18 protein-coding genes and 1 tRNA gene are annotated in these 19,506 nt (G+C 55.1%); 7 read left to right on the top strand and 12 right to left on the bottom strand.

Features of this window, described 5'->3' with window-relative positions:
- Positions 1 to 30 precede the first annotated feature (30 nt).
- Both AC07U6_RS03940 and AC07U6_RS03945 read right to left on the bottom strand, forming a co-directional pair.
- A complete protein-coding gene (locus AC07U6_RS03940; RefSeq protein ID WP_494763180.1) occupies positions 31 to 1,161 on the bottom strand; it encodes an amidohydrolase in 1,131 nt (376 codons plus the stop codon).
- Between the two features lie 13 nt (positions 1,162 to 1,174).
- Positions 1,175 to 2,176 (bottom strand): MsnO8 family LLM class oxidoreductase, encoded by a 1,002-nt coding sequence (locus tag AC07U6_RS03945; protein ID WP_494763179.1) that lies wholly within the window; start codon positions 2,174 to 2,176, stop codon positions 1,175 to 1,177.
- Between the two features lie 202 nt (positions 2,177 to 2,378).
- Between AC07U6_RS03945 and AC07U6_RS03950 the strand changes: the two genes are divergently transcribed.
- Complete coding sequence (locus AC07U6_RS03950) at positions 2,379 to 2,549, top strand: hypothetical protein (protein WP_494763178.1); 171 nt, start codon at positions 2,379 to 2,381, stop codon at positions 2,547 to 2,549.
- 1 nt (position 2,550) lies between these two features.
- Here AC07U6_RS03950 and AC07U6_RS03955 read toward each other — a convergent pair whose 3' ends face one another.
- The 4 genes from AC07U6_RS03955 to malX form a co-directional block, all read right to left on the bottom strand.
- Positions 2,551 to 3,282: a 4'-phosphopantetheinyl transferase family protein gene (locus tag AC07U6_RS03955; RefSeq protein WP_494763177.1), complete on the bottom strand. Its 732-nt coding sequence runs from the start codon at positions 3,280 to 3,282 to the stop codon at positions 2,551 to 2,553.
- A 75-nt stretch (positions 3,283 to 3,357) separates the two neighbouring features.
- A complete protein-coding gene (locus AC07U6_RS03960; protein WP_494763176.1) occupies positions 3,358 to 3,564 on the bottom strand; it encodes a hypothetical protein in 207 nt (68 codons plus the stop codon).
- A gap of 190 nt (positions 3,565 to 3,754) precedes the next feature.
- A complete protein-coding gene (locus AC07U6_RS03965; RefSeq protein ID WP_494763175.1) occupies positions 3,755 to 4,981 on the bottom strand; it encodes a MalY/PatB family protein in 1,227 nt (408 codons plus the stop codon).
- A gap of 57 nt (positions 4,982 to 5,038) precedes the next feature.
- Complete coding sequence (gene malX, locus AC07U6_RS03970) at positions 5,039 to 6,655, bottom strand: maltose/glucose-specific PTS transporter subunit IIBC (RefSeq protein WP_494763174.1); 1,617 nt, start codon at positions 6,653 to 6,655, stop codon at positions 5,039 to 5,041.
- A 259-nt stretch (positions 6,656 to 6,914) separates the two neighbouring features.
- On the opposite strand from malX, the gene malI reads away from it, so the two are divergent.
- Together malI and AC07U6_RS03980 are read left to right on the top strand one after the other, a co-directional pair.
- Complete coding sequence (malI, locus tag AC07U6_RS03975; protein WP_494763173.1) at positions 6,915 to 7,946, top strand: Mal regulon transcriptional regulator MalI; 1,032 nt, start codon at positions 6,915 to 6,917, stop codon at positions 7,944 to 7,946.
- A gap of 316 nt (positions 7,947 to 8,262) precedes the next feature.
- The gene (locus AC07U6_RS03980; RefSeq protein ID WP_494763172.1) at positions 8,263 to 8,679 is read left to right on the top strand and encodes a hypothetical protein; all 417 of its coding nucleotides are present in this window, start codon (positions 8,263 to 8,265) and stop codon (positions 8,677 to 8,679) included.
- A gap of 553 nt (positions 8,680 to 9,232) precedes the next feature.
- Here the strand turns inward: AC07U6_RS03980 and AC07U6_RS03985 are convergent.
- The 3 genes from AC07U6_RS03985 to AC07U6_RS03995 form a co-directional block, all read right to left on the bottom strand.
- Positions 9,233 to 9,309: transfer RNA gene (locus AC07U6_RS03985), tRNA-Pro, on the bottom strand.
- 76 nt (positions 9,310 to 9,385) lie between these two features.
- Positions 9,386 to 11,146: an LPS biosynthesis-modulating metalloenzyme YejM gene (yejM, locus tag AC07U6_RS03990; protein ID WP_494763171.1), complete on the bottom strand. Its 1,761-nt coding sequence runs from the start codon at positions 11,144 to 11,146 to the stop codon at positions 9,386 to 9,388.
- Between the two features lie 21 nt (positions 11,147 to 11,167).
- Positions 11,168 to 11,395 (bottom strand): YejL family protein, encoded by a 228-nt coding sequence (locus tag AC07U6_RS03995; RefSeq protein WP_200561271.1) that lies wholly within the window; start codon positions 11,393 to 11,395, stop codon positions 11,168 to 11,170.
- Between the two features lie 160 nt (positions 11,396 to 11,555).
- On the opposite strand from AC07U6_RS03995, the gene yejK reads away from it, so the two are divergent.
- On the top strand, positions 11,556 to 12,560 hold the full coding sequence (gene yejK / locus AC07U6_RS04000; RefSeq protein ID WP_494763170.1) for a nucleoid-associated protein YejK: 1,005 nt from the start codon (positions 11,556 to 11,558) through the stop codon (positions 12,558 to 12,560).
- A 97-nt stretch (positions 12,561 to 12,657) separates the two neighbouring features.
- Here yejK and rplY read toward each other — a convergent pair whose 3' ends face one another.
- The gene (gene rplY / locus AC07U6_RS04005) at positions 12,658 to 12,942 is read right to left on the bottom strand and encodes a 50S ribosomal protein L25 (RefSeq protein WP_494763169.1); all 285 of its coding nucleotides are present in this window, start codon (positions 12,940 to 12,942) and stop codon (positions 12,658 to 12,660) included.
- A 126-nt stretch (positions 12,943 to 13,068) separates the two neighbouring features.
- On the bottom strand, positions 13,069 to 14,823 hold the full coding sequence (radD, locus tag AC07U6_RS04010; protein WP_494763168.1) for a DNA repair helicase RadD: 1,755 nt from the start codon (positions 14,821 to 14,823) through the stop codon (positions 13,069 to 13,071).
- Between the two features lie 186 nt (positions 14,824 to 15,009).
- Between radD and rsuA the strand changes: the two genes are divergently transcribed.
- The 3 genes from rsuA (at position 15,010) to AC07U6_RS04025 (ending at position 17,771) form a co-directional block, all read left to right on the top strand.
- The gene (gene rsuA / locus AC07U6_RS04015; RefSeq protein WP_494763167.1) at positions 15,010 to 15,714 is read left to right on the top strand and encodes a 16S rRNA pseudouridine(516) synthase RsuA; all 705 of its coding nucleotides are present in this window, start codon (positions 15,010 to 15,012) and stop codon (positions 15,712 to 15,714) included.
- A gap of 27 nt (positions 15,715 to 15,741) precedes the next feature.
- Positions 15,742 to 16,941, top strand: coding sequence for a Bcr/CflA family multidrug efflux MFS transporter (locus tag AC07U6_RS04020; protein ID WP_494763166.1), 1,200 nt, complete (start codon positions 15,742 to 15,744; stop codon positions 16,939 to 16,941).
- Positions 16,942 to 17,423: 482 nt separating this feature from the next.
- A complete protein-coding gene (locus AC07U6_RS04025) occupies positions 17,424 to 17,771 on the top strand; it encodes a YejG family protein (protein WP_494763165.1) in 348 nt (115 codons plus the stop codon).
- A 151-nt stretch (positions 17,772 to 17,922) separates the two neighbouring features.
- On the opposite strand, the gene yejF is transcribed toward AC07U6_RS04025, so the two are convergent.
- Complete coding sequence (gene yejF / locus AC07U6_RS04030) at positions 17,923 to 19,506, bottom strand: microcin C ABC transporter ATP-binding protein YejF (protein WP_494763164.1); 1,584 nt, start codon at positions 19,504 to 19,506, stop codon at positions 17,923 to 17,925.

Below are 19,506 nucleotides of genomic sequence, written 5' to 3' on the forward strand. Positions count from 1 at the left end.
ATGTGCAGGTGGAAACGAAATTCGCTGTGGCTAACTAATTTCACGCAGCGCGGCTTCCGCCAGCTGGCTGAAATAACGGGCGGCCGGTTCAATCAGGCTTTCATCCGGTTTAAATCCGGGATGATGCAGGCCGAATTCACTGGCGCTGCCGATACTGACGAAAGTGCCGAGAGTGTTGTGCAGGTAGAAGGCAAAATCCTCCCCGCCCATTTGCAGGTCGGCGTGCTGTACGGTATAACCGGCTTCGGCCGCGACCCCTTTACTAAATTCTGCCCAGTGTGCGGTATTGACCAGCGCCGGGGGACCGGCATGCCAGTTGAGCTTCGCAGTTGCACCGAACCCTTCGGCGATGCCGCTAATCAGCTGCTGAAAGCGCTGAGGTAACGACTCGCGAATGGCGCTGTTGTGGGTGCGCACCGTGCCTTCCAGCACCACGGTCTGCGGCAGCACGTTCCAGGTATTGCCACCCTCAATGCGGGTTACGCTCACCACCACCGATTCCAGCGGACTGTAACTGCGGCTGACCAGCGTTTGCAGCGCGCTGACGATCTGGCTGGCAATCACAATCGCATCAATGCCCTCCTGCGGACGGGCGGCGTGGGCGCCTTTACCGGTGACTTCGAAGTCAAAGCGATCGACGTTGGCATAAAACGGCCCGCCGCGCGTGGCAAAAGTACCAACCGGCAGTTCTGGCGCGTTGTGCATGCCGAAAATGGCGCTTACGCCTTCCAGCGCACCGGCTTTGATCAGCGTTTTCGCCCCGCCAAAGCGTTCTTCCGCTGGCTGAAACAACAGGCGTACCCGGCCAGGCAGTGTTTTCTCACGGGCTTTCAGCAGCAGGGCGGCGCCCAGCATTACCGAGGTATGTACATCGTGGCCGCAGGCGTGCATGACACCAGGGTTTTGTGACCGAAATTCAACCGGCACGATCTCTTCGATCGGCAGAGCATCGATGTCGGCACGCAGCGCAATCAGCGCATCGCCCTTGCCAATCTCGGCGACCACGCCGGTACTCAGCCCGTACGGCTGCGGCTCGATGCCTGCACCGCGTAACCAGCCCTGAATGCGTTCAGTGGTGGCAAATTCCTGATTGGACAGCTCGGGGAACTGATGCAGTTCACGTCGCCATGCGATTAACTGTTGTCCAAGATTCTGACTCATTGTGCTGTGCTCCTCAGGCGGCGACCAGGCGATGGCTGGCCAGTAGTTCCAGCGATTTCACCCGCGCCGCGCCGCTGCTGACCGGCGTATCAATAACAAACTCTTCAATGCCGTACTGCTGATGCAGCGCTTCCAGCTCGTTATGAACCTGTTCGGCTGTGCCTTTAATGACTGCGGCTTCGCGCGGTTCAATGCGGTAATCCGTGGCGTTCGCCTGGCGAATAAAGGCTTCCGCCTGCGCAATGGTTCCAACGGTCACGCTCTGGCCGTTTTCCACATGAACACGGTAGTGCTGAAGATCGGCGGCAAGCAGGTCGGCATCTGCCGCTGACTCAGCCACAATCACCTGTACCGCTACCAGCGCCGACTGTCCGCCGCTCAGACGACGATAGGTTGCCAGCGTCTGCTCCAGCTCCTGGCGGTTACCGTTAAGATGCGCGGCGAAAACAAACTGCCAGTTCAGCTCGGCGGCCAGCTGCGCGCTGCCTTCGCTGGCACCCAGCAGAAAACGCTGAGCCGGGCGAGCAGGAACCGGGGTCGCCAGCAGCTGGTCTTCGGTTTGGCTGTCGCTGGCACTGGCGCTCAGCCAGCCTTCCAGCGCGCGGAGCTGGCTGGAAAAATCGCCTTTCGCTTCGGCGTTAATACCTTGCTGCAATGCGCGGGTAGACAGCGGCAGGCCACCTGGCGCTTTGCCCACGCCAAGATCGACGCGGTCCGGGGCCAGAGAGGCCAGCAGGTTAAAGTTTTCCGCCACTTTATAAGGGCTGTAGTGCTGCAACATTACGCCGCCGGAACCGACGCGCAGATAGCGGGTGTGGGCCAGAATCCAGGCGATCAGCACTTCCGGTGACGGGCTGGCCAGAGCCTGCGTATTGTGGTGTTCAGCCAGCCAGAAGCGGTGAAAGCCCCACTCTTCGGCTTTTTGCGCCAGCAGTAATGTCCTTGCCAGTGCCTGGGCAGGCGTTTCACCTTCTGCTACCGGACTTTTATCCAGCAGGCTCAATTGATAAGCCATAATTAATCCTTAATGCGCTTCAGTTGCCGGCAATTATTGAAGGGAGCTGCGGAGAGAGTAAAACAACAAATCTGGCATATATCATTTATCAAATGGGATAAGCGGCTATTACCAGCGGCTGGCAAAGGCTGTGCGAAATGGATATTTTGCGGCGGGGATAAAGTCAGGTTTACTAACCTTTCACAACGCAGAGGAGCGATTTATGAAAGGTATATGGCTGCATTTTACCCGTTTTTTCCAGGTACCAGCCGGAATGGCAACGCTGGACAGCTGCCGGGTAGTTGAAGCGATGATCCCGATGGTGGAACTGTATGGGGTGGACCTGCACAATCTGCCGCAGCTGAACGACCGCAGCCCGCGTGACGGAAACTAAGCTATGCAGATGACGCCTGCAGCCCGATAACCCAGGTTAAAACCGTATCGGGCTGTAGCTTAACTTCGGCAGTAAACTCTCTTCCGGCATAAAACTCCGCAGAAAAGGTCCCGGCCAGCTGCAGCGTTAGCCTGTTGTTTGTATCCCAGCCGACCACCTCCGCCGCGCTGAAATCCATAAAACGCCGCACTTCGGGCCATATCGCCTTATACAGGCTCTCCTTCGCCGAAAAAACCACCGTCAGCGCGCAGGCCAAAGGCAGTTCAAGCTGTTCTAACAGCCTTTTCTCCGTGGGATTTACGATCATATGGGCCATTTCTGACGCGTGTTCTTCCGTCATCCTCTGTTCGCAGTCGATGCCCGGCAACACGTCGTGGCGGCGAGTCAGCAGTGCGCAGATGCGCTGGCGCGTATGGGAGAGCGAACCGCGTACTCCGGCAGGCCACAGCGGGGCGCGTTGTTCATCGTTGTGTAAAACAAATTGCTCAACGCCCAGCGTGCTCAGCGCCTGCTGCAGACAGTAGCGGCTGGCGAGATATTCCGCCCGGCGCTTGTTCACCGCATTTTGCAGTCTGACGGGGACAGGGATGCTCAGCGTGTTGAACAGGGAGTTATTGAAATGCGCGTCGTCAAAATGGACATCAAGCAGCAGGATATCGGGATAATCGGCGAGTGGGCTGAGAACCGCACGGGTAATAAACGGAGGCAGAGCGGGCAGGTTTACTGAAAACATAGCCACTAACCGGTTGAAAGATGATACGCAATTTAAACAGGTTAGTGGCCAGATATCAAAGTCGTGCGGTCAGACTCAGTGGTTCGGTGGGATGGCGAGATTTTTAATCGACACCACAAAATGCTCGTTACCCCTGGATATTTTGGCACCACGGGTGCACCAGTGGCTGGCGAGACGGAAAAAGTCATCGCTACCGATGTCGTAGGCCAGTTCTACTTTGCGGATCCCCGAATGAAGCAGTTCTTCTGCATCTTTGAAATTTGTCGCTTTTACTGTCGGCATGTTAGTCATCCTGTTGTACACAGTGCGATGAAAAGTGTATCCACAGCGTATGATATTTGTGTGACAGTTTTGTTTCACTCAAACGGGTTGCTGACAATATGCGATGTAACCTGCAAAATTTTGCAACGTGCTGTAATTCAGCCGGCGGGCGTGGCTGATGACGTCTGGCATCGCTCTTTCACCTTAGCTCTCAGGCGTCCGTAATCCCCCCGCTCAGCCCGGGCGGGTTTCCCGAACGGTGCCGGATTAGCGCCTCAAGGCCAGCGATTAATTTTTCCACCCCCGCTTCGACTTTCGACCTCGGGCAGCCGACATTCAACCGCAGGAAACCGTTGCCCTCTGAACCATAGGTATAGCCGGGCATAATCGCGACCTTCTGATGCTCGATCAGTTCGTTTTGCAGCAGGCGATCGTCAATGCCCAGCGGGCGCAGATCGATCCACGCCAGATAGGTTGACTGCGGTGGCTGCCAGTCAAGCTGCGGGAAGGCATGATTCAGCCGATCGGCCACGTAGCGCAGATTATCCTGCAGATAGTCGCGCAGGGCATCCAGCCAGGGCCCGCCGGCGCGATAGGCTGCCACATGGGCATGAACGGCCAGTACCGCCGGGGAAGAGAGTCCGTCGCAGGCTTTTAGCTGATGCAGATAGGCATCGCGAGACGTTTTACTGGCGATCAGGCCGTAAGCCCCGGTCAAAGCGGGAATATTGAAGCTCTTGGAACCGGAAGTCATTAGCGCCCAGTCGCTGTGTGCCACCTCGTTCCACGGTGTATGCCGGTTGTCACCCCAGACCATATCCATATGGATTTCATCGCTTATCACCCGGACGTTGTGACGTTTGCAAAGTTCAGCCACCAGCGCAAGCTCCGGCCGCGTCCAGACTTTGCCGGTCGGATTGTGCGGGCTGCACAGCAGCAGCACCGAGCAGGTGGGCTGTTTCAGCAGACTTTCCAGCAGGGGGGCATCCATGATCCAGTCGTTGCCCTGTTTGATCAGCGGGCAGGGCAGCAGGCGGCGCTGATTGCCGTTCACCGTTTTATGAAACGCATCATAGGCCGGGGTGAAGGTCACCACACCGTCGCCGGGCTGGCTCCACTGGCGGATCAGCTGGGCCACCATGTAGATCACCGAAGGGCCGTAGACCACCGTTTCGGGATCGATACGGCTGTGAAAGCGCTGCTGAAACCAGTGGGCAATCGCGCCGAGAAAGTCGGCATGCTGCCAGCGGCTGTAGCCCAGCACGCCATGCTGCAGGCGCTGCTGCAGCGCTTCAAGAATGCACGGCGCGGTGGGGAAATCCATATCCGAGATGGTGAACGGCAGCAGATCGGCGCTGCCGAAGCGATCGGCGACGTAATCCCACTGGGTGCACCAGCTGCCGCGGCGGTCGGTGACGGTGGAGAAATCAAAAGGCATGCGCTTCACTCCCTGAATAAAGCAGAAAAGGGCGACCGCAGCCGCCCGTTGAAGGTTTTATGATACGGCGAGGGGTTCCGCTGCCGCAGGGCGGGCCGCCGCGCGGATCATTGCATCCAGCTCGTCTTTCACCGACTGCACCTGCGGGCCAATCACCACCTGCAGGTTGTGTTCATTCAGATGCACCACGCCAATCGCCCGGTTAGCCTTCAGCGTGGCATCGTCCACCAGCGTCATATCCGCCACCGACAGGCGCAGGCGGGTAATGCAGTTATCCAGTGACACGATATTACCTGCTCCACCCAGCGCATTAAGGATAGCCGGCACGTTGTAGCCCGATTTGCTGGAGGACGGCACGGCAGCGGCAGCTGGCAGGCTGTCCGATTCGCGGCCCGGGGTTTTAATATTGAAGTGGGTAATCGAGAAGCGGAAGATGGCGTAGTAACCCGCGAACCAGATGGCCGCAACAACCGGCACCAGATACCACTTGGTGGCGGTACCGTGCAGGATGCCGAAGACCACGAAATCAATGATATTACCGTCCGTATTGCCGATGGTCACGCCCAGTACCGACATAATGGTGAAGCCCAGCCCGGTCAAAAATGCGTGGATCACGTACAGCGCCGGTGCCACGAACAGGAACAGGAATTCAATCGGTTCAGTGGTACCACCGACCACGCAGGCAACCACACCGGAAATTAGCAAGCCTTTAATTTTATGACGGTTTTCCGGTTTCGCGCAGTGGTACATCGCCAGTGCTGCACCCGGCAGGCCACCGAGGAAGGCCGGCATCTTGCCCTGCGACAGGAACTGCGTGGCGCTTTCAGAGAAGCCGTGCGTGGTTGGGCAGGATAGCTGCGCCTGGAAGATGGTCAACGCGCCGCTGACTTCGCGACCGCACACATCTAATGTTCCGCCCGCTTCGGTAAAGCGGATCAGCGCCACCAGAATGTGCTGCAGCCCGAACGGCAGCAGGAAGCGTTCGCCGGAACCGAAAATCATCGGGCCAAATACACCGGCACCCTGAATCAGACGGCCAAGGCCGGTAATCCCGGCGGCGAAGAACGGCCAGATCAGTGGGATCAACAAACCGACCAGACCTAGTACTACTGTAGTGACAATCGGCACGAAGCGGGTACCGCCAAAGAAGGCCAGCGCGTCCGGCAGGCGAATGGTATTGAAACGCTCGTGCAGGCGGTAGACGATGATACCCACGATCACCGCGCCCAGAATCCCGGTATCGATGGACTGAATGCCCAAAATCATCTGGATATTATTGGCTTTCAGCACTGCCGGATCGGTAGTGGGCAGCGTACCGTTGGCGGTCAGATAAAAGTTAACGGCCAGATTCAGCACGGTGAAACCAACGAAGCCGGAGAAGGCGGCAACGCCTTTATTCTCGCGCGCCATCCCCAACGGAATCGCAATAGCGAACATCACCGGGAGGAAGCTGAAGGCGAAAGAGCCAACCTTGCTCATCCAGACGAAAATCAGCTGAAGAACGGGATTGCCCAGCACCGGTAGCAGGGTGATGACATCGCGGCTGCTCAGCGAACTGCCAATGCCCAGCATAATGCCGCAAAACGACAGCAGCGCGACCGGCAGCATGAAAGTTTTACCCAGGCTTTGGAAGAACTCCCAGAGTGTGAAACGTTGTTTTTTATGTGCAGGCATACCCGCTCCCCAATGGTGTTGTTAGGCCCTGTGTTGCTTGCGGTTAAGATAAAACGTTTTACCAAAATAATGTGTGTTCAAGCTCACACTATCTGATCATTCCAGTCATAATGGGATTTAAAAAACGGTTTAACGTTTTACTAAAATTGCTTAATCATATATAACTCTCTGACCAGACTAATTTTTTGCTTCCGGGTACGTATAATGGCGGCCAGGAGCGATGCCGTTTCGTGGAGTCCGGTATGAACGATAAAGTCCGATGAACCATAAAAAGATCACGATTATCGATGTGGCCCGCCACGCCGGTGTGTCTGTCACCACAGTTTCACTGGTGCTGGGCGGCAAGGGGCGTATCTCTCAGGCAACGGCTGAGCGGGTTAACCGCGCCGTGGATGAACTGGGTTTTGTGCGTAATCGTCAGGCAAGTACGCTGCGCGGTGGGGAATCCGGCGTGGTCGGGCTGATTGTCCGCGACATCTGCGAGCCGTTTTACGCCGAAATGACTGCTGGCCTCAGCGAAATGTTTGAAGCGCAGGGCAAGGTTTTGTTCCTGCTGCAAAGCGGAGTGTCGGGAAAAGGTCTGATGCGCTGCTTCGATACGCTGCTGACGCACGGCGTGGACGGCATTGTGATTGCCGGCGGTGAAGGGACAATGAGCGGCCTGAAGGAAAAGGCCGAAGAGCAGGGCGTGCCGCTGATTTGCGCCACCCGTTCCGGCGGCATTGACGGCGTTGACGTGGTCCGCCCCGACAATATGCTGGCGGCAAAAATGGCGACGGAATACCTGATAAGGCAGGGGCACAAGCAGATCGCCTATCTCGGAGGGCTCAGCAACTCACTGACCCGCGCCGAACGGCTCGGCGGTTTTTGCGCCACGCTTCTGCAATACGGTCTGCCGTTCCGCACGGAATGGATTATCGAATGCGATTATCAGCAAAAGTGTGCGGCGGATGCGACGGAACGGCTGCTCTCCCACTATCCAAAAATCAGCGCCATCGTCTGCCATAAATCTTCCGTGGCGCTGGGGGCTTATTTTGGCGTGCTGCGCACCGGCGCTGAAGTTGGCGGCGGGGCAGTTGACAGTTTCTTCCAGCAAAAAATCGCCCTGATTGGCATGGAAGACGCTCCCGAGTCCGAGCTGACCGAACCCCCATTAACCTCAATTGCCAACTCCGCGCGTGAAATCGGCCACGCTACGGCGCGGCGTCTGCTGCTGCGTATCGGCGGGCAGAATCTGGAAGTGCAGAACATCATCGTGCCGCCTGCGCTGGTGGAGAGGGCGTCGGCGTGATTCGAGTTGATAAAATCCGCCTTAACGGGCGGACTTTATCAATTATTGGGTAGGCATGTGAAGAGTCTGACTTTTATTTTCTATAAATATCCCTCGTTATGATTCTGGATGCGATAATATCCCGTACCGCATTGATTTATTAGTTATTCGATTTAAAGGTCGAATGTATTAGGGTTTGGTAATTGTGATAGTGTTCAATTATTTTTGTAAAAAATAGCTTATTTTTATGTGTAATTGATTTTTATGAGACTGTCATGAATTTATCTTTTTGATATTTAATTGTTTTTTTCATTGATTGTTTCCAGTTAAATATCTTGTGATTTTAAATAATATGAATGTATTCTTTGGTTGCAGTTTGAATTTAATACTAGTTCCTTATAAAAGATATATAAATATGATGGCGCTAAATATTTTAAAAATGGAATCTGTTACCGGTTCTGGTGGTAGAAATGATAATTACAGTGCTGCGGGCAGAGCTGGAAAGGGAGGTAGCCAATCAGGGTCTGGAGGAGGAAATCAGAACGGGAATAGTAACTACGTCACGGATTGTAACAATGGAATCATCGGTGGCATGATTGCTGGATCCATCGGTGGACTAGGCGGTTTGGCTTTAGGGTTAGCTGGTGGTGCGCTGGCTGGCGGATGTTTTGAGAGCGGTTCCGGCTCAAACAATAATAACGGGAGTAACTCAAATTCAAACTGCGGCAATAATAATGGTGGTTGTTCATGGTGATGATCCTTTAAAGGCTTGAAAATGAAACGAAAAATATTCAGGGGCATAATATTATTTCTATCCATCCTGATTGTGGCGGCCTTGCTGAATGGGGCGGGGGTATTTGAAAATACCTTTTATGCAGCCCCACGCGAGCTTTCTAATCTGGTGATAACCGTTCTGAGCATGTTTGGTATGGTTAAGATCACCGATGGGATATTTGTGTTCTTTTCCAGAAGATGACTGCGTCAGTGAATTGTGCTGGCCTGTACCATATAAGGCCTCTTTTAAGCCGAGGCCTTTTACATTCACAAGTAGAGTGGATTTCAATCAAACTGAACGATTGCACAGGCTAAATAATCTTAGTCTTTAGCCTGTGGATGCAGGGCGTGATTGTGATGGGTTAGGTGACTCTGATAGTTTTATTTGTTAACGACAATAATCAGCCAACGTTCGGGCGGTCACCACATGAAGATTTTACCGGGTTTCTCCCCCCATTTCTCCCCATTAACTCCCCGTACAAAATTCAGGCACAAAAAAACCAGCCGTAAGAGGCTGGTTTTTCTAAGGTATTTGGTCGGCACGAGAGGATTTGAACCTCCGACCCCGGACACCCCATGACCGTGCGCTACCAAGCTGCGCTACGTGCCGATATTTGCAGCATAGTTTACTGAACTGGCCTTCGAATGCAAGTAGCTAACATCTTGACTGCGTTATATTTATACAGCTAGTTCGCGATAAATCGTTTTTCATCGGTCAGCACCTGAAGCAGCAGCGCGAGCTGCGGCTTGTGGTTTTTCAGCTTTTCACCCTGCGAATTCCATGCCGTGTAGCTACCATTGTTATCCAGCAGCAATGTTTCATCGGCGGTAGTAATCACCAGGCGATGGTTGCTGATACTGCTTGCCACCCAGTTATGGCGACGCTTCGCAGAAAACAAGTCTTCCCCCTGCGAATAGTCAGCAAGCGGCGTATTCACGTGCAGAAGACGCTGCATCAGAGTTGCCATAATGTCCTGATGATCGGTTAGTTTATTCACCGTCTGTGCGGGAGTTTGCGGCCAGTGAACGATCATTGGCACCTGCAGAGCCGCGCGATTGCCCGGATTATTATCGCCTTCCAGCACCACACCGTGCTGAGCGGTAATCACCACCACGGTACTGTCTAACAACCCTTTTTGTTCCAGCGTTGCCAGCACGTTTTGTATCTGTCGATCGACATTGGCAGCGGCCCGGGTGTAACGGCGAAGGCGTTGCTTATCGGAATTATCCCCGCCGCTGTTATCCACGGTGGTTAACGACAGATAGGAGAACCACGGACTGCTATCGTTCCTGTGACCGTTCAGCCAGTTTTGCCACTGGGTGGTTGTCTGATCGTTGCTCTGTTCGCGTGCTTCCGGCAGAGAGAAATCAGACAACAGCGCCTGGCGATACAGCGGTGAATTAAAGCCGTCGCTGGCAAACAGGCCAAACTGGTATCCCTGCTGGCCCAGCGTGCCAATCAGCGTTGAGGCGATACGAGATGACAGCACACCGTCCATATAGCTCGGCGAAATACCATAAAACAGCCCAAACAGACCGGTGTCATCGGTGCCGCCGGAGCTGAAGTGCTGGCTGAAGCGCACATTGCTTTCGGCGAAGCGCGTCAGGTTCGGCAGCATTTTAGGCATGCTGGCCTCATTCAGCCCATCGACGGTGATAACCAGCAGGTTGTTGCGTGTGCCCCGATCGCTGACGGTGATATCGCTCAGCGGGTAGGCGACCGACAGCGCCTCAGGATTACCCTGCTGCACCAGGCGGCGCTGATACTCCTGCGCATCCAGCAGGCCGTATTTTTCCAGGAAGCGTCGCGCCGTCATTGGATAGGAAAGCGGCAGATTCGAACGCTGCATAGTGATCGGGCGATAGAAGTTCGCATCCGCCCAGATATATAAAAGGTGGCTGGCAAAGAAAGCGCTGATAAACAGCGCCGCCAGCGGTTTGCCGAAGCTGCGCCGGTTAAGGCTGCGCAGCTTCTGCCAGCTCCAGGTGGCAAACAGCATCTCCACGAGGAATATCACCGGCACGCTGATAAACATCAGCTGCCAGTCGCGCGCCAGCTCGCTTTGATCGGGGTTAATCACCAGTTCCCAGACAACAGGATTCAGGTGCAGGTGGAAGCGTTCAAAAACCGCACCGTCCACCAGAATTAACGTCAGTCCCGCGGTGGCAATGATCGCCGACAGGAAGCGTAACAGCCGCTGCGACATCACCACGAAGGTCAACGGGAAAACGATCAGCAGATAGGCGGCAAAAACGAGAAAACTAAAGTGCCCGATCCAACTGCTAAACGCATAAATCCGACCGGCCAGCGAGGTTGGCCAGTCGGAAACAAACAGATAGCGGCTACCCAGAATGAACGCAAAAATGATGTTAAACAGGGCGAACCAGTGCCCCCAGCTTATCATCTGGGAGACTTTTTCACGGTAGCGCTGCCGATTTGTTACCATAACGGAATCAGGGTCGTCTCATCAGTGGGCTTTATCTTCGCGTACCGACGCCTGAAGCGCTTCGGCAAACGAACGAGCCATGGTCTGGCGCTGCGCAGGCGCAACGCTGGTATTAAGCAGGTTGGTCACCATATTTCCCAAAACCATCAGGGAAAGATCGGTAGGGGTCTGGTTTTTCTCCAGCACCTGGACCAGTTCTGCGAGGATTTTTTCCACGCGTTCGTTACTGTAACGGGATGATTGTGCCATAGCGTCTATTTTACTGAGATTTAAAAGGCGTCATTTTAACGTAACAGCGCGTTTTTTTCTGCATTTTTATCGTCAGCAATCGGTTAATGTTATTGCCATTGGTTGATCGAAATAGCACTCGGTGATTGAATACGCGCCTGTGCCAAAAGGAGAGTCTACCATGAGTCTGGATATCGACCAGATTGCCCTTCACCAGCTGATCAAACGTGACGAACAGACACTGGATCTGGTTTTGCGTGATTCGCTGCTGCCGTCCACCCCGGCGGTCACCGCCATGATGGAAGAGCTGCATCGCGTTTACAGCGCCAAAAGTAAAGCTTATGGCCTGTTCAATGAAGAGAGCGAACTGGCTGATGCGCTGCGCAACTGCCGCAAAGGCGAGGATGATTTTCTGGCTTTCAGCCGTGCCGCCACCGGTCGTCTGCGCGATGAGCTGGGTAAATACCCCTTTGCGGAAAGTGGCGTGGTGCTGTTTGGTCAGTACCGCTACCTGGCGGTGAACTATCTGTTGATTGCCGTGCTGAGCAGCCAGAACAGTATGCGCGTAAACGAAGAGCTGGATATCAGCAGCACGCAGTTCCTGGATATTAATCATGCTGATATCGTGGCGCGTGTCGATTTGACCGAGTGGGAAGCTAACCCGGAATCGACCCGCTATCTGACCTTCCTGCGCGGGCGGGTAGGGCGCAAAGTCGCCGACTTCTTTATGGATTTCCTGGGGGCCAGCGTCGGTCTGGACACCAAAGCGCAAAACCGTGGGCTGTTGCAGGCGGTGGATGATTACTGCGCGGAAGCCAGCCTCGATAAAAACGAACGCCAGAACTACCGTCAGCAGGTTTACAGTTATTGTAATGAGCAGCTGCAGGCAGGCGAAGAGATCGAACTTCAGGGCTTATCTGAAGAACTGGCACCGTTGGGTGAAAAAACCTTCCAGGCATTTACCGCCGAGCAGGGCTACGAGCTGGAAGAGAGCTTCCCGGCGGATCGCAGCACTCTGCGCCAGCTGACTAAATTTGCCGGCAGCGGCGGTGGCTTAACCCTGAACTTTGATGCGATGCTGTTAGGCGAGCGTATCTTCTGGGACCCGACTACCGATACGCTGACCATTAAGGGCACGCCGCCCAATCTGCGCGATCAATTGCAGCGCCGCACCAGCGGTAAGTAGCCGCATAGGGTGGATCTGATTTCAGGTCTGCCTGAATTCTGCATAAAAAAAACGCCGCATATGCGGCGTTTCTTTTACATCTGTAACGAACGAGCGATTAAGCGCGAACGAAGTCGATGTGGTGCAGTTTTGGCTTGAACGGGTGACGCTGAACAGCCTGCACTTTAACTTTGATTTCTTTGCCATCTACAACCAGAGTCAGCACTTCTTCGTAAAAACCAGGCTTAGCCTGCATGTTCATTACGGGGTCGTGGTCCAGTTCGATAGCGATAGCTTCTTCTTTGCCACCGTAAACGATAGCTGGGAATTTGTTAGCTACACGCAGGCGGCGGCTCGCACCCTTACCCTGCTCTTTACGTACTTCTGCATTGATAGTGAACATTTTAAAGTCTCTTCAGTTTTTGTCCCTGCTACAGGCGACCCAGCAGCAGGAGGATTGTTCAGCTTTTGCATAGCAAAAGCGGGCGGCATTATAGCCCTGTTTGCCGCTGCGGGCAACGTAATAAACTCAGCACAGCTCATTAGCCCGGCGAAAACGTCCCTGGTAATCAAAGACTTTTTCCCGCACCTGCCAGAAATGGCGCTGTTTGCGGGCGACAACAAAATCGGGATGGCGCAGCAGCGGCTGGAGAGTGACGATATCCTGGGCTGTTTTCCATCTCAGCGGCACGCCCGGCGCGCACTGGTGGGGGCGCAAAAACAGCTGTTCAAAGGCAGTGCGCTGCGCCGGGCTTTTCAGCCGGAAACGCTCGCTCACCTCGGTAGCCTCTTCATCAAAGTAGCGGGCCTTCAGCCATTCTCCGTGCTCATCACTGCCAGCCTCCAGCACCATCGCCGCGCAGCGCAGCACCAGGGCATCCTTCAGCTTCAGTGCGGCTTTCAGCATGTCGTCGGGATCGACCAAAATAGTGTCACATTCCCGGCAGCGACGGGCGGCAATATCATTTTCGGCGTTGCACTGCGGGCAGTTCTTGAAGCGGAAGCGATAGTCACACTGCTCGCGGTTGCCTTCATCATTCTCCAGCACGCCCTGGCAGCGGCGGCCAAAGTGCTCAATAATCGTCCCGTCGGCGGTGGTTTTCCCCCAGAAAGTGTTGGCGAAACCGCAGCCGGGGCAGAAAACCTGCACCGGTTTATTGTCACTTTTCCCTTTTGGCGTCCCCACTTCCGGTGTGAATAAATCGTGGGGATTACCGGCGTAGTCGAGGATCAGGCAGTCGCTTTTCCCCGGGCTGAGGCGCAGTCCGCGGCCGACAATCTGCTGGTAAAGGCTGACCGATTCGGTGGGGCGCAGAATAGCAATCAGATCGACGTGGGGCGCATCAAAGCCGGTGGTCAGTACCGCGACGTTGACCATATACCGCAGCTCACGCGCCTTGAAGGCGGTAATCAACGCGTCGCGTTCGGTGGCGGGCGTTCCGGCGCTGATTAAGGCTTTACTGTCCGGCAGCAGGCCGAGAATTTCTCTGGCATGCTCAACGGTAGCGGCGAAGATCATCACGCCCTGGCGTTCTTGAGCAAATTCGACGATCTGCTGAATGATATGCGGCGTGATGCGCTGTTGCTGCTTTAGCTCGCGATTGAGATCGGCCTCGCTGAACAGGCCATTTTCCTGCGCCTGCAGGCGGCTGAAATCATACTGCACTACCGGCATGTCCAGCCGCTCGGGCGGTACCAGAAAGCCGTGCTTGATCATATAGCGCAGCGGCAGCTCATAGATACAGTCGCGAAACATCGTCTGCTCGCTGCCGCGCACCATGCCGTGATAGTGGAACTGATAGATCCACCCCTTGCCCAGCCGGTAGGGCGTGGCGGTGAGGCCGAGCAGGCGCAGCTGCGGATTGCGCTGGCGCAGCTGGTTGATAATCTGCTGATACTGGCTGTCGTCGGCATCGCTGATGCGATGGCACTCATCCACAATCAGTAAAGAAAATCGATCGTCAAACTGCGTGAGGTTGCGCGCCACCGACTGCACGCTGCCAAACACCACCTTTGCCTGGCTCTCTTTTCGCTGTAGTCCGGCGGCAAAGATATCCGCCTGCAATCCATATGCCTGATATTTAGAATGATTCTGCGCGACCAGCTCTTTGACATGAGCCAGCACCAGCACCCGGCCACGCGCAACGCGGGCCAGTTCAGCAATCACCAGGCTTTTTCCCGCGCCGGTTGGTAGTACGATGACCGCAGGCTCGGCGGAGTGGCGAAAGTAGCTAACGGTGGCATCCACCGCTTCCTGTTGATAGGGGCGTAGGGTAAAAGACATGAATACTCACAGCCTGAAAAATATTTGGCTATTATGCCATGAAAGGGCGTTATGAGGGCTATTCCCCCTGTGATGCCAGGACTTCTCCCGCTATACTGTGGGTTCCATTCTGGATGAGCGCTCCGCGCCACATCACAAGACGTTAATCGTCAGTTTTCATTCCCAAATACAGGCAGTGCAGAGTTAATGCGACTTGATAAGTTTTTATCCCAGCAGCTGGAAGTCAGCCGCGCCATCGCCGCACGTGAGCTGCGAGCAAAAAGAGTGACCGTTGACGGCGAAGTCGTGCGCGATGGCTCATTTAAACTGACCCCGGAAAGTCTGGTGGAGTTTGACGGTAATCCGCTGCAGCAGCAGCTGGGGCCGCGCTATTTCATGCTGAATAAGCCGGTGGGTTATGTGTGTTCTACCGACGATCCCGATCATCCTACCGTGCTGTATTTCCTTGCCGAACCGGCCGCCTATAAGCTGCATGCCGCCGGACGCCTGGATATTGATACTACCGGCCTGGTCCTGATGACCGATGACGGCCAGTGGTCGCACCGTATTACTTCTCCTCGCCACCACTGCGAGAAAACCTATCTGGTTACTCTTGAGCAGCCGCTGAGTGATGACACGGCGCAGCAGTTTGCCGAAGGCGTGCAGTTGCACAATGAGAAAACGTTGACCAAACCGGCGGTGCTGGAAGCGCTCGACGAACATCACGTGCGCCTGACCATCAGCGAAGGTCGTTACCATCAGGTGAAACGGATGTTCGCCGCGGTGGGGAACCGCGTGGTGGAACTGCACCGTGAGCGCATTGGCGATATCAGCCTGGATGCCGATCTGGAGCCGGGTGAGTATCGCGCGCTGACCGAGGAAGAAGTGGCCAGCGTTGGGCTGGCGCGCTAGCGGACAATAATTGCAAAGGGGCAGTGAGTGTCAAAGGATAAGAATTCTTCCGTAGGATTGGTGGTGATCCTCGGTCTGTTGGCGATGCTGATGCCGCTGTCGATAGATATGTATCTGCCTGCGCTGCCGCAGATTGCTCGCGAGTTTGGCGTGTCGGCGGGCAGCGTACAGATGACGCTCAACGCCTATATTCTTGGCTTTGCACTTGGCCAGCTTATCTATGGACCACTGGCGGACAGCTTTGGCCGCAAGCCGGTGATTGCGGCAGGCACGCTGATCTTTGCGGTAGCTGCCGCCGCCTGCGCACTTTCGCAGAGCATTGAGCAGTTGATCAATATGCGCTTTCTGCACGGTCTGTCGGCGGCGGCGGGAAGCGTGGTGATCAGCGCCCTGATGCGTGACAGCTACTCGAAAGAGGAGTTCTCGCGCATGATGTCGTTTGTCATGCTGGTCACGACCGTTGCGCCACTGCTGGCACCGATCGTCGGAGGCTGGCTGCTGCTGATTTGGAGCTGGCACGCCATTTTCTGGACGATTTCCGTGGCGGCGATTATTACTACGCTGCTGGTGGTAACCCAGATAAAGGAGACGTTGCCGAAGGAAAAGCGCCAGCGGTTTAATTTGCGTACCACGCTGGGTAATTTCCTTTCACTGTTTCGCCATAAGCGTGTGTTCAGCTATATGCTGGCCAGCGGCTGCTCTTTTGCCGGGCTGTTCTCCTTCCTGAACGCCGGGCCGTTCGTTTACATCGAGCTGAACCATATTTCGCCGCAGGACTTTGGCTATTACTTTGCGCTGAACGTGGTGTTCCTGTTCCTGATGACGTTGCTGAACAGCCGCTGCGTGCGCCGCTTTGGTCCGCTGGCGATGTTCCGTTTCGGTTTACTGGTCCAGTTCACCATGGCGGTCTGGCTGCTGCTGGTCAGCGCGCTGGATCTGGGCTTCCTGCCGCTGGTCTTCGGCGTGGCGATGTTTATCGGCTGTGTGGCGATGGTGTCATCGAATGCGATGGCGGTGATTCTGGATGAGTTTCCCCATATGGCAGGAACCGCTTCTTCCCTGGCGGGTACGCTGCGCTTTGGCGTCGGCGCGCTGGCCGGGGCGCTGTTGTCCACCATGACGTTTAACAGCGCGTGGCCGATGGTCACAGCAATCTTTATTTGCGCTACGCTGTCGGTTGTCCTGTTCCTCTATGCGGCGCGCCCGCGTCACGCTCAGTCCGCCTGATTCTGCTGCCGGGCCGCTTTTGGCCCGGTGGTATTCCCGGTGCCCGGTGCTCAGGTACGGGGCACCTGCTGCAATACATAAATCCGCTTCAGACATCGATTTTGGAATCGTTCATCGAGCCTGTGCGCGGGCTGTTTCCCTTCCGTACCCGACACGCCTTACTGCAGCCGGGCAGTGATACTTCTTGTCAGGCACCGGACACCAGCACCGTTCTGTTGATTATTTGTGAAATACCAACCCTGAAAAAGTAACAATATTACTACGAAAACGGTTGTTACCCCGAGGGTAACGCGGTAAATATAGCGAATAAATGAGAGTTACCTCTCAAAAAAAGACTATAAAAATGTGGATAAGTCAGGTGAGTACGCCTGAAAAAGATAAATTATGCTGTTTATCAGTACGTTAAAGTTATTTCCACAATTGATGATTTACCTTGTAAAATAATTGTGAAAAAATTGTTTAAAAGTAACTCTGGGGGGACAATGTTGAATACATTACAACATTCAGTGGTACATCGTTTGCCAGCCAGTTATCGACGCTGCGGTGGGCCTGTCGGCTTCACCGTAGAACCTCAGGCTGCCAATGTGTTAAACAGCGATGACGATTTGATCGGACTGCGCCTGCTGAGCCACAACGGCGATTCTGCATGGGAAATCATGCAGAACATCAAACTGGCACTGGCTGATATGCAGCTGGAGTGTTCCGTGCTGGAACTGGAAGGCGAGCCGTGCCTGTTTGTTCATCGACAGGATGAGAGTACCACCACCTGTCGGCTGAAAAATTTCGGCGTCGGCATCGCTGAAACCTTTGCCGGTGAATGCCGCGATTAGGTCAGGTTAAATTGCACAATGCCGCGATCAAGATTGTCTCCATTGCCAGACGTTTTGATTCAGCCTGCCTTAGTCGCTGAACGTCATAATTAAGCCAGTATCAGCACGTCAACGTCGTGATAAAGCCAGTATTCATCCGTCAATATCGTAATCAGGCCAGCATCAGCAGCTGGCGAGTGTATTCCTGCTGTGGAGTATTAAAGATTTTCTCACATTCCCCCTGTTCGACCACTTCTCCCTGCTGCAACACCACCACCTGATGACAAAGCGAACGCACCACCTGCAAATCGTGGCTGATAAAGATGTAGGCCAGCCGGTGCTGTTGCTGTAGCTTTTTCAGCAGGGCGAGGATCTGTTTCTGCACCGAACGATCGAGTGACGAGGTCGGTTCATCCAAAATGATCAGCTGTGGTTGCAGGATCAGCGCGCGGGCGATGGCGATGCGCTGGCGCTGGCCGCCGGAAAACTCTGCCGGGTAGCGCTGGCGCGTTTCGGGGTCCAGCCCGACTTCCTGCATGGCGGTAATCACCTTTGCCTCCCGCTGCCCGGCATCGAGTTCGGGATGATGAACCTGTAGTCCTTCGGCGATAATCTGTAGCACGTTTAGCCGCGGATTCAGCGCCGAGTTAGGGTCCTGAAACACCACTTGGATTTGTGGCCGCACCGGCAGCATCTGTTTGCGGTTCCACTGGTGCAGCGGCTGGTTGTTAAACCAGATTTCGCCGCCTGAGGCGATCAGCCGCAGCAGCGCCAGCCCGGTAGTGCTTTTGCCGGAGCCGGATTCCCCAACCAGACCGAGTGTTTCACCCGGATGCAGGGTAAAACTCAGCGACCTCAGCGCGTGATTGAAGTCCACCGTGCGGCGCATTAGCCCCTTTTTAATCGGGAACGCCACCTGTAAATTCTCAACCTTCAGCAGCGGTGGACTGTTGACATCAGCGGCATCGGGGCGGCCTTCCGGTTCGGAGTCCAGAAGCTGGCGGGTATAAGGGTGCTGCGGCGCGCGGAACAGCTGTTGTGTGCTGTTGTGTTCCACCGCCTGGCCGTTGCGCATCACGGTTACGCTGTCCGCAAGCTGGCGCACAATATTCAGGTTATGGGTGATAAACAGCAGGCCCATATTCAGCTCCTGCTTCAGTTCTTTCAGCAGGACGAGGATCTGCGCCTGTACCGTCACGTCGAGCGCGGTAGTCGGTTCGTCGGCAATCAACAGCTCCGGCTGAGTCAGCAGCGCCATGGCAATCATCACGCGCTGGCGCTCGCCGCCGGAAAGCTGGTGGGGAAAATCATTTAATCGCCGGGCGGCATTGCGGATGCCGACGCGATCCAGGCAGCTGAGCATCTCGGCGCGTGCGGCTTCTCGGCGCATCCCGCGATGCAGCGACAGCACTTCATACAGCTGCTTTTCTATGTTGTGCAGCGGATTCAGCGAGACCATCGGTTCCTGGAATATTATCGCCATACGGTTGCCGCGCAGGGCTCGCAGGGTGCGCTCGTCGGCGTGTAGCATGCTCTGGCCGGCAAACTGGATATCGCCCTGCTGATACACGACCGGCGGGGTTGGCAGCAGCCGCATTACCGACAGCGCAGTGACGCTCTTACCGGAGCCTGACTCGCCGACCAGCGCTACGGTTTCACCCGCATCTACCGACAGCGAAAGCCCGTCCACCACGCGCCGCTCCACGCCACCCTGGCGAAAAGCAATGCTCAGATCCTGAATCGAAAGTAGCGCCAT

The organism is Erwinia sp. GW821-FHT03D09 (assembly GCF_059420805.1).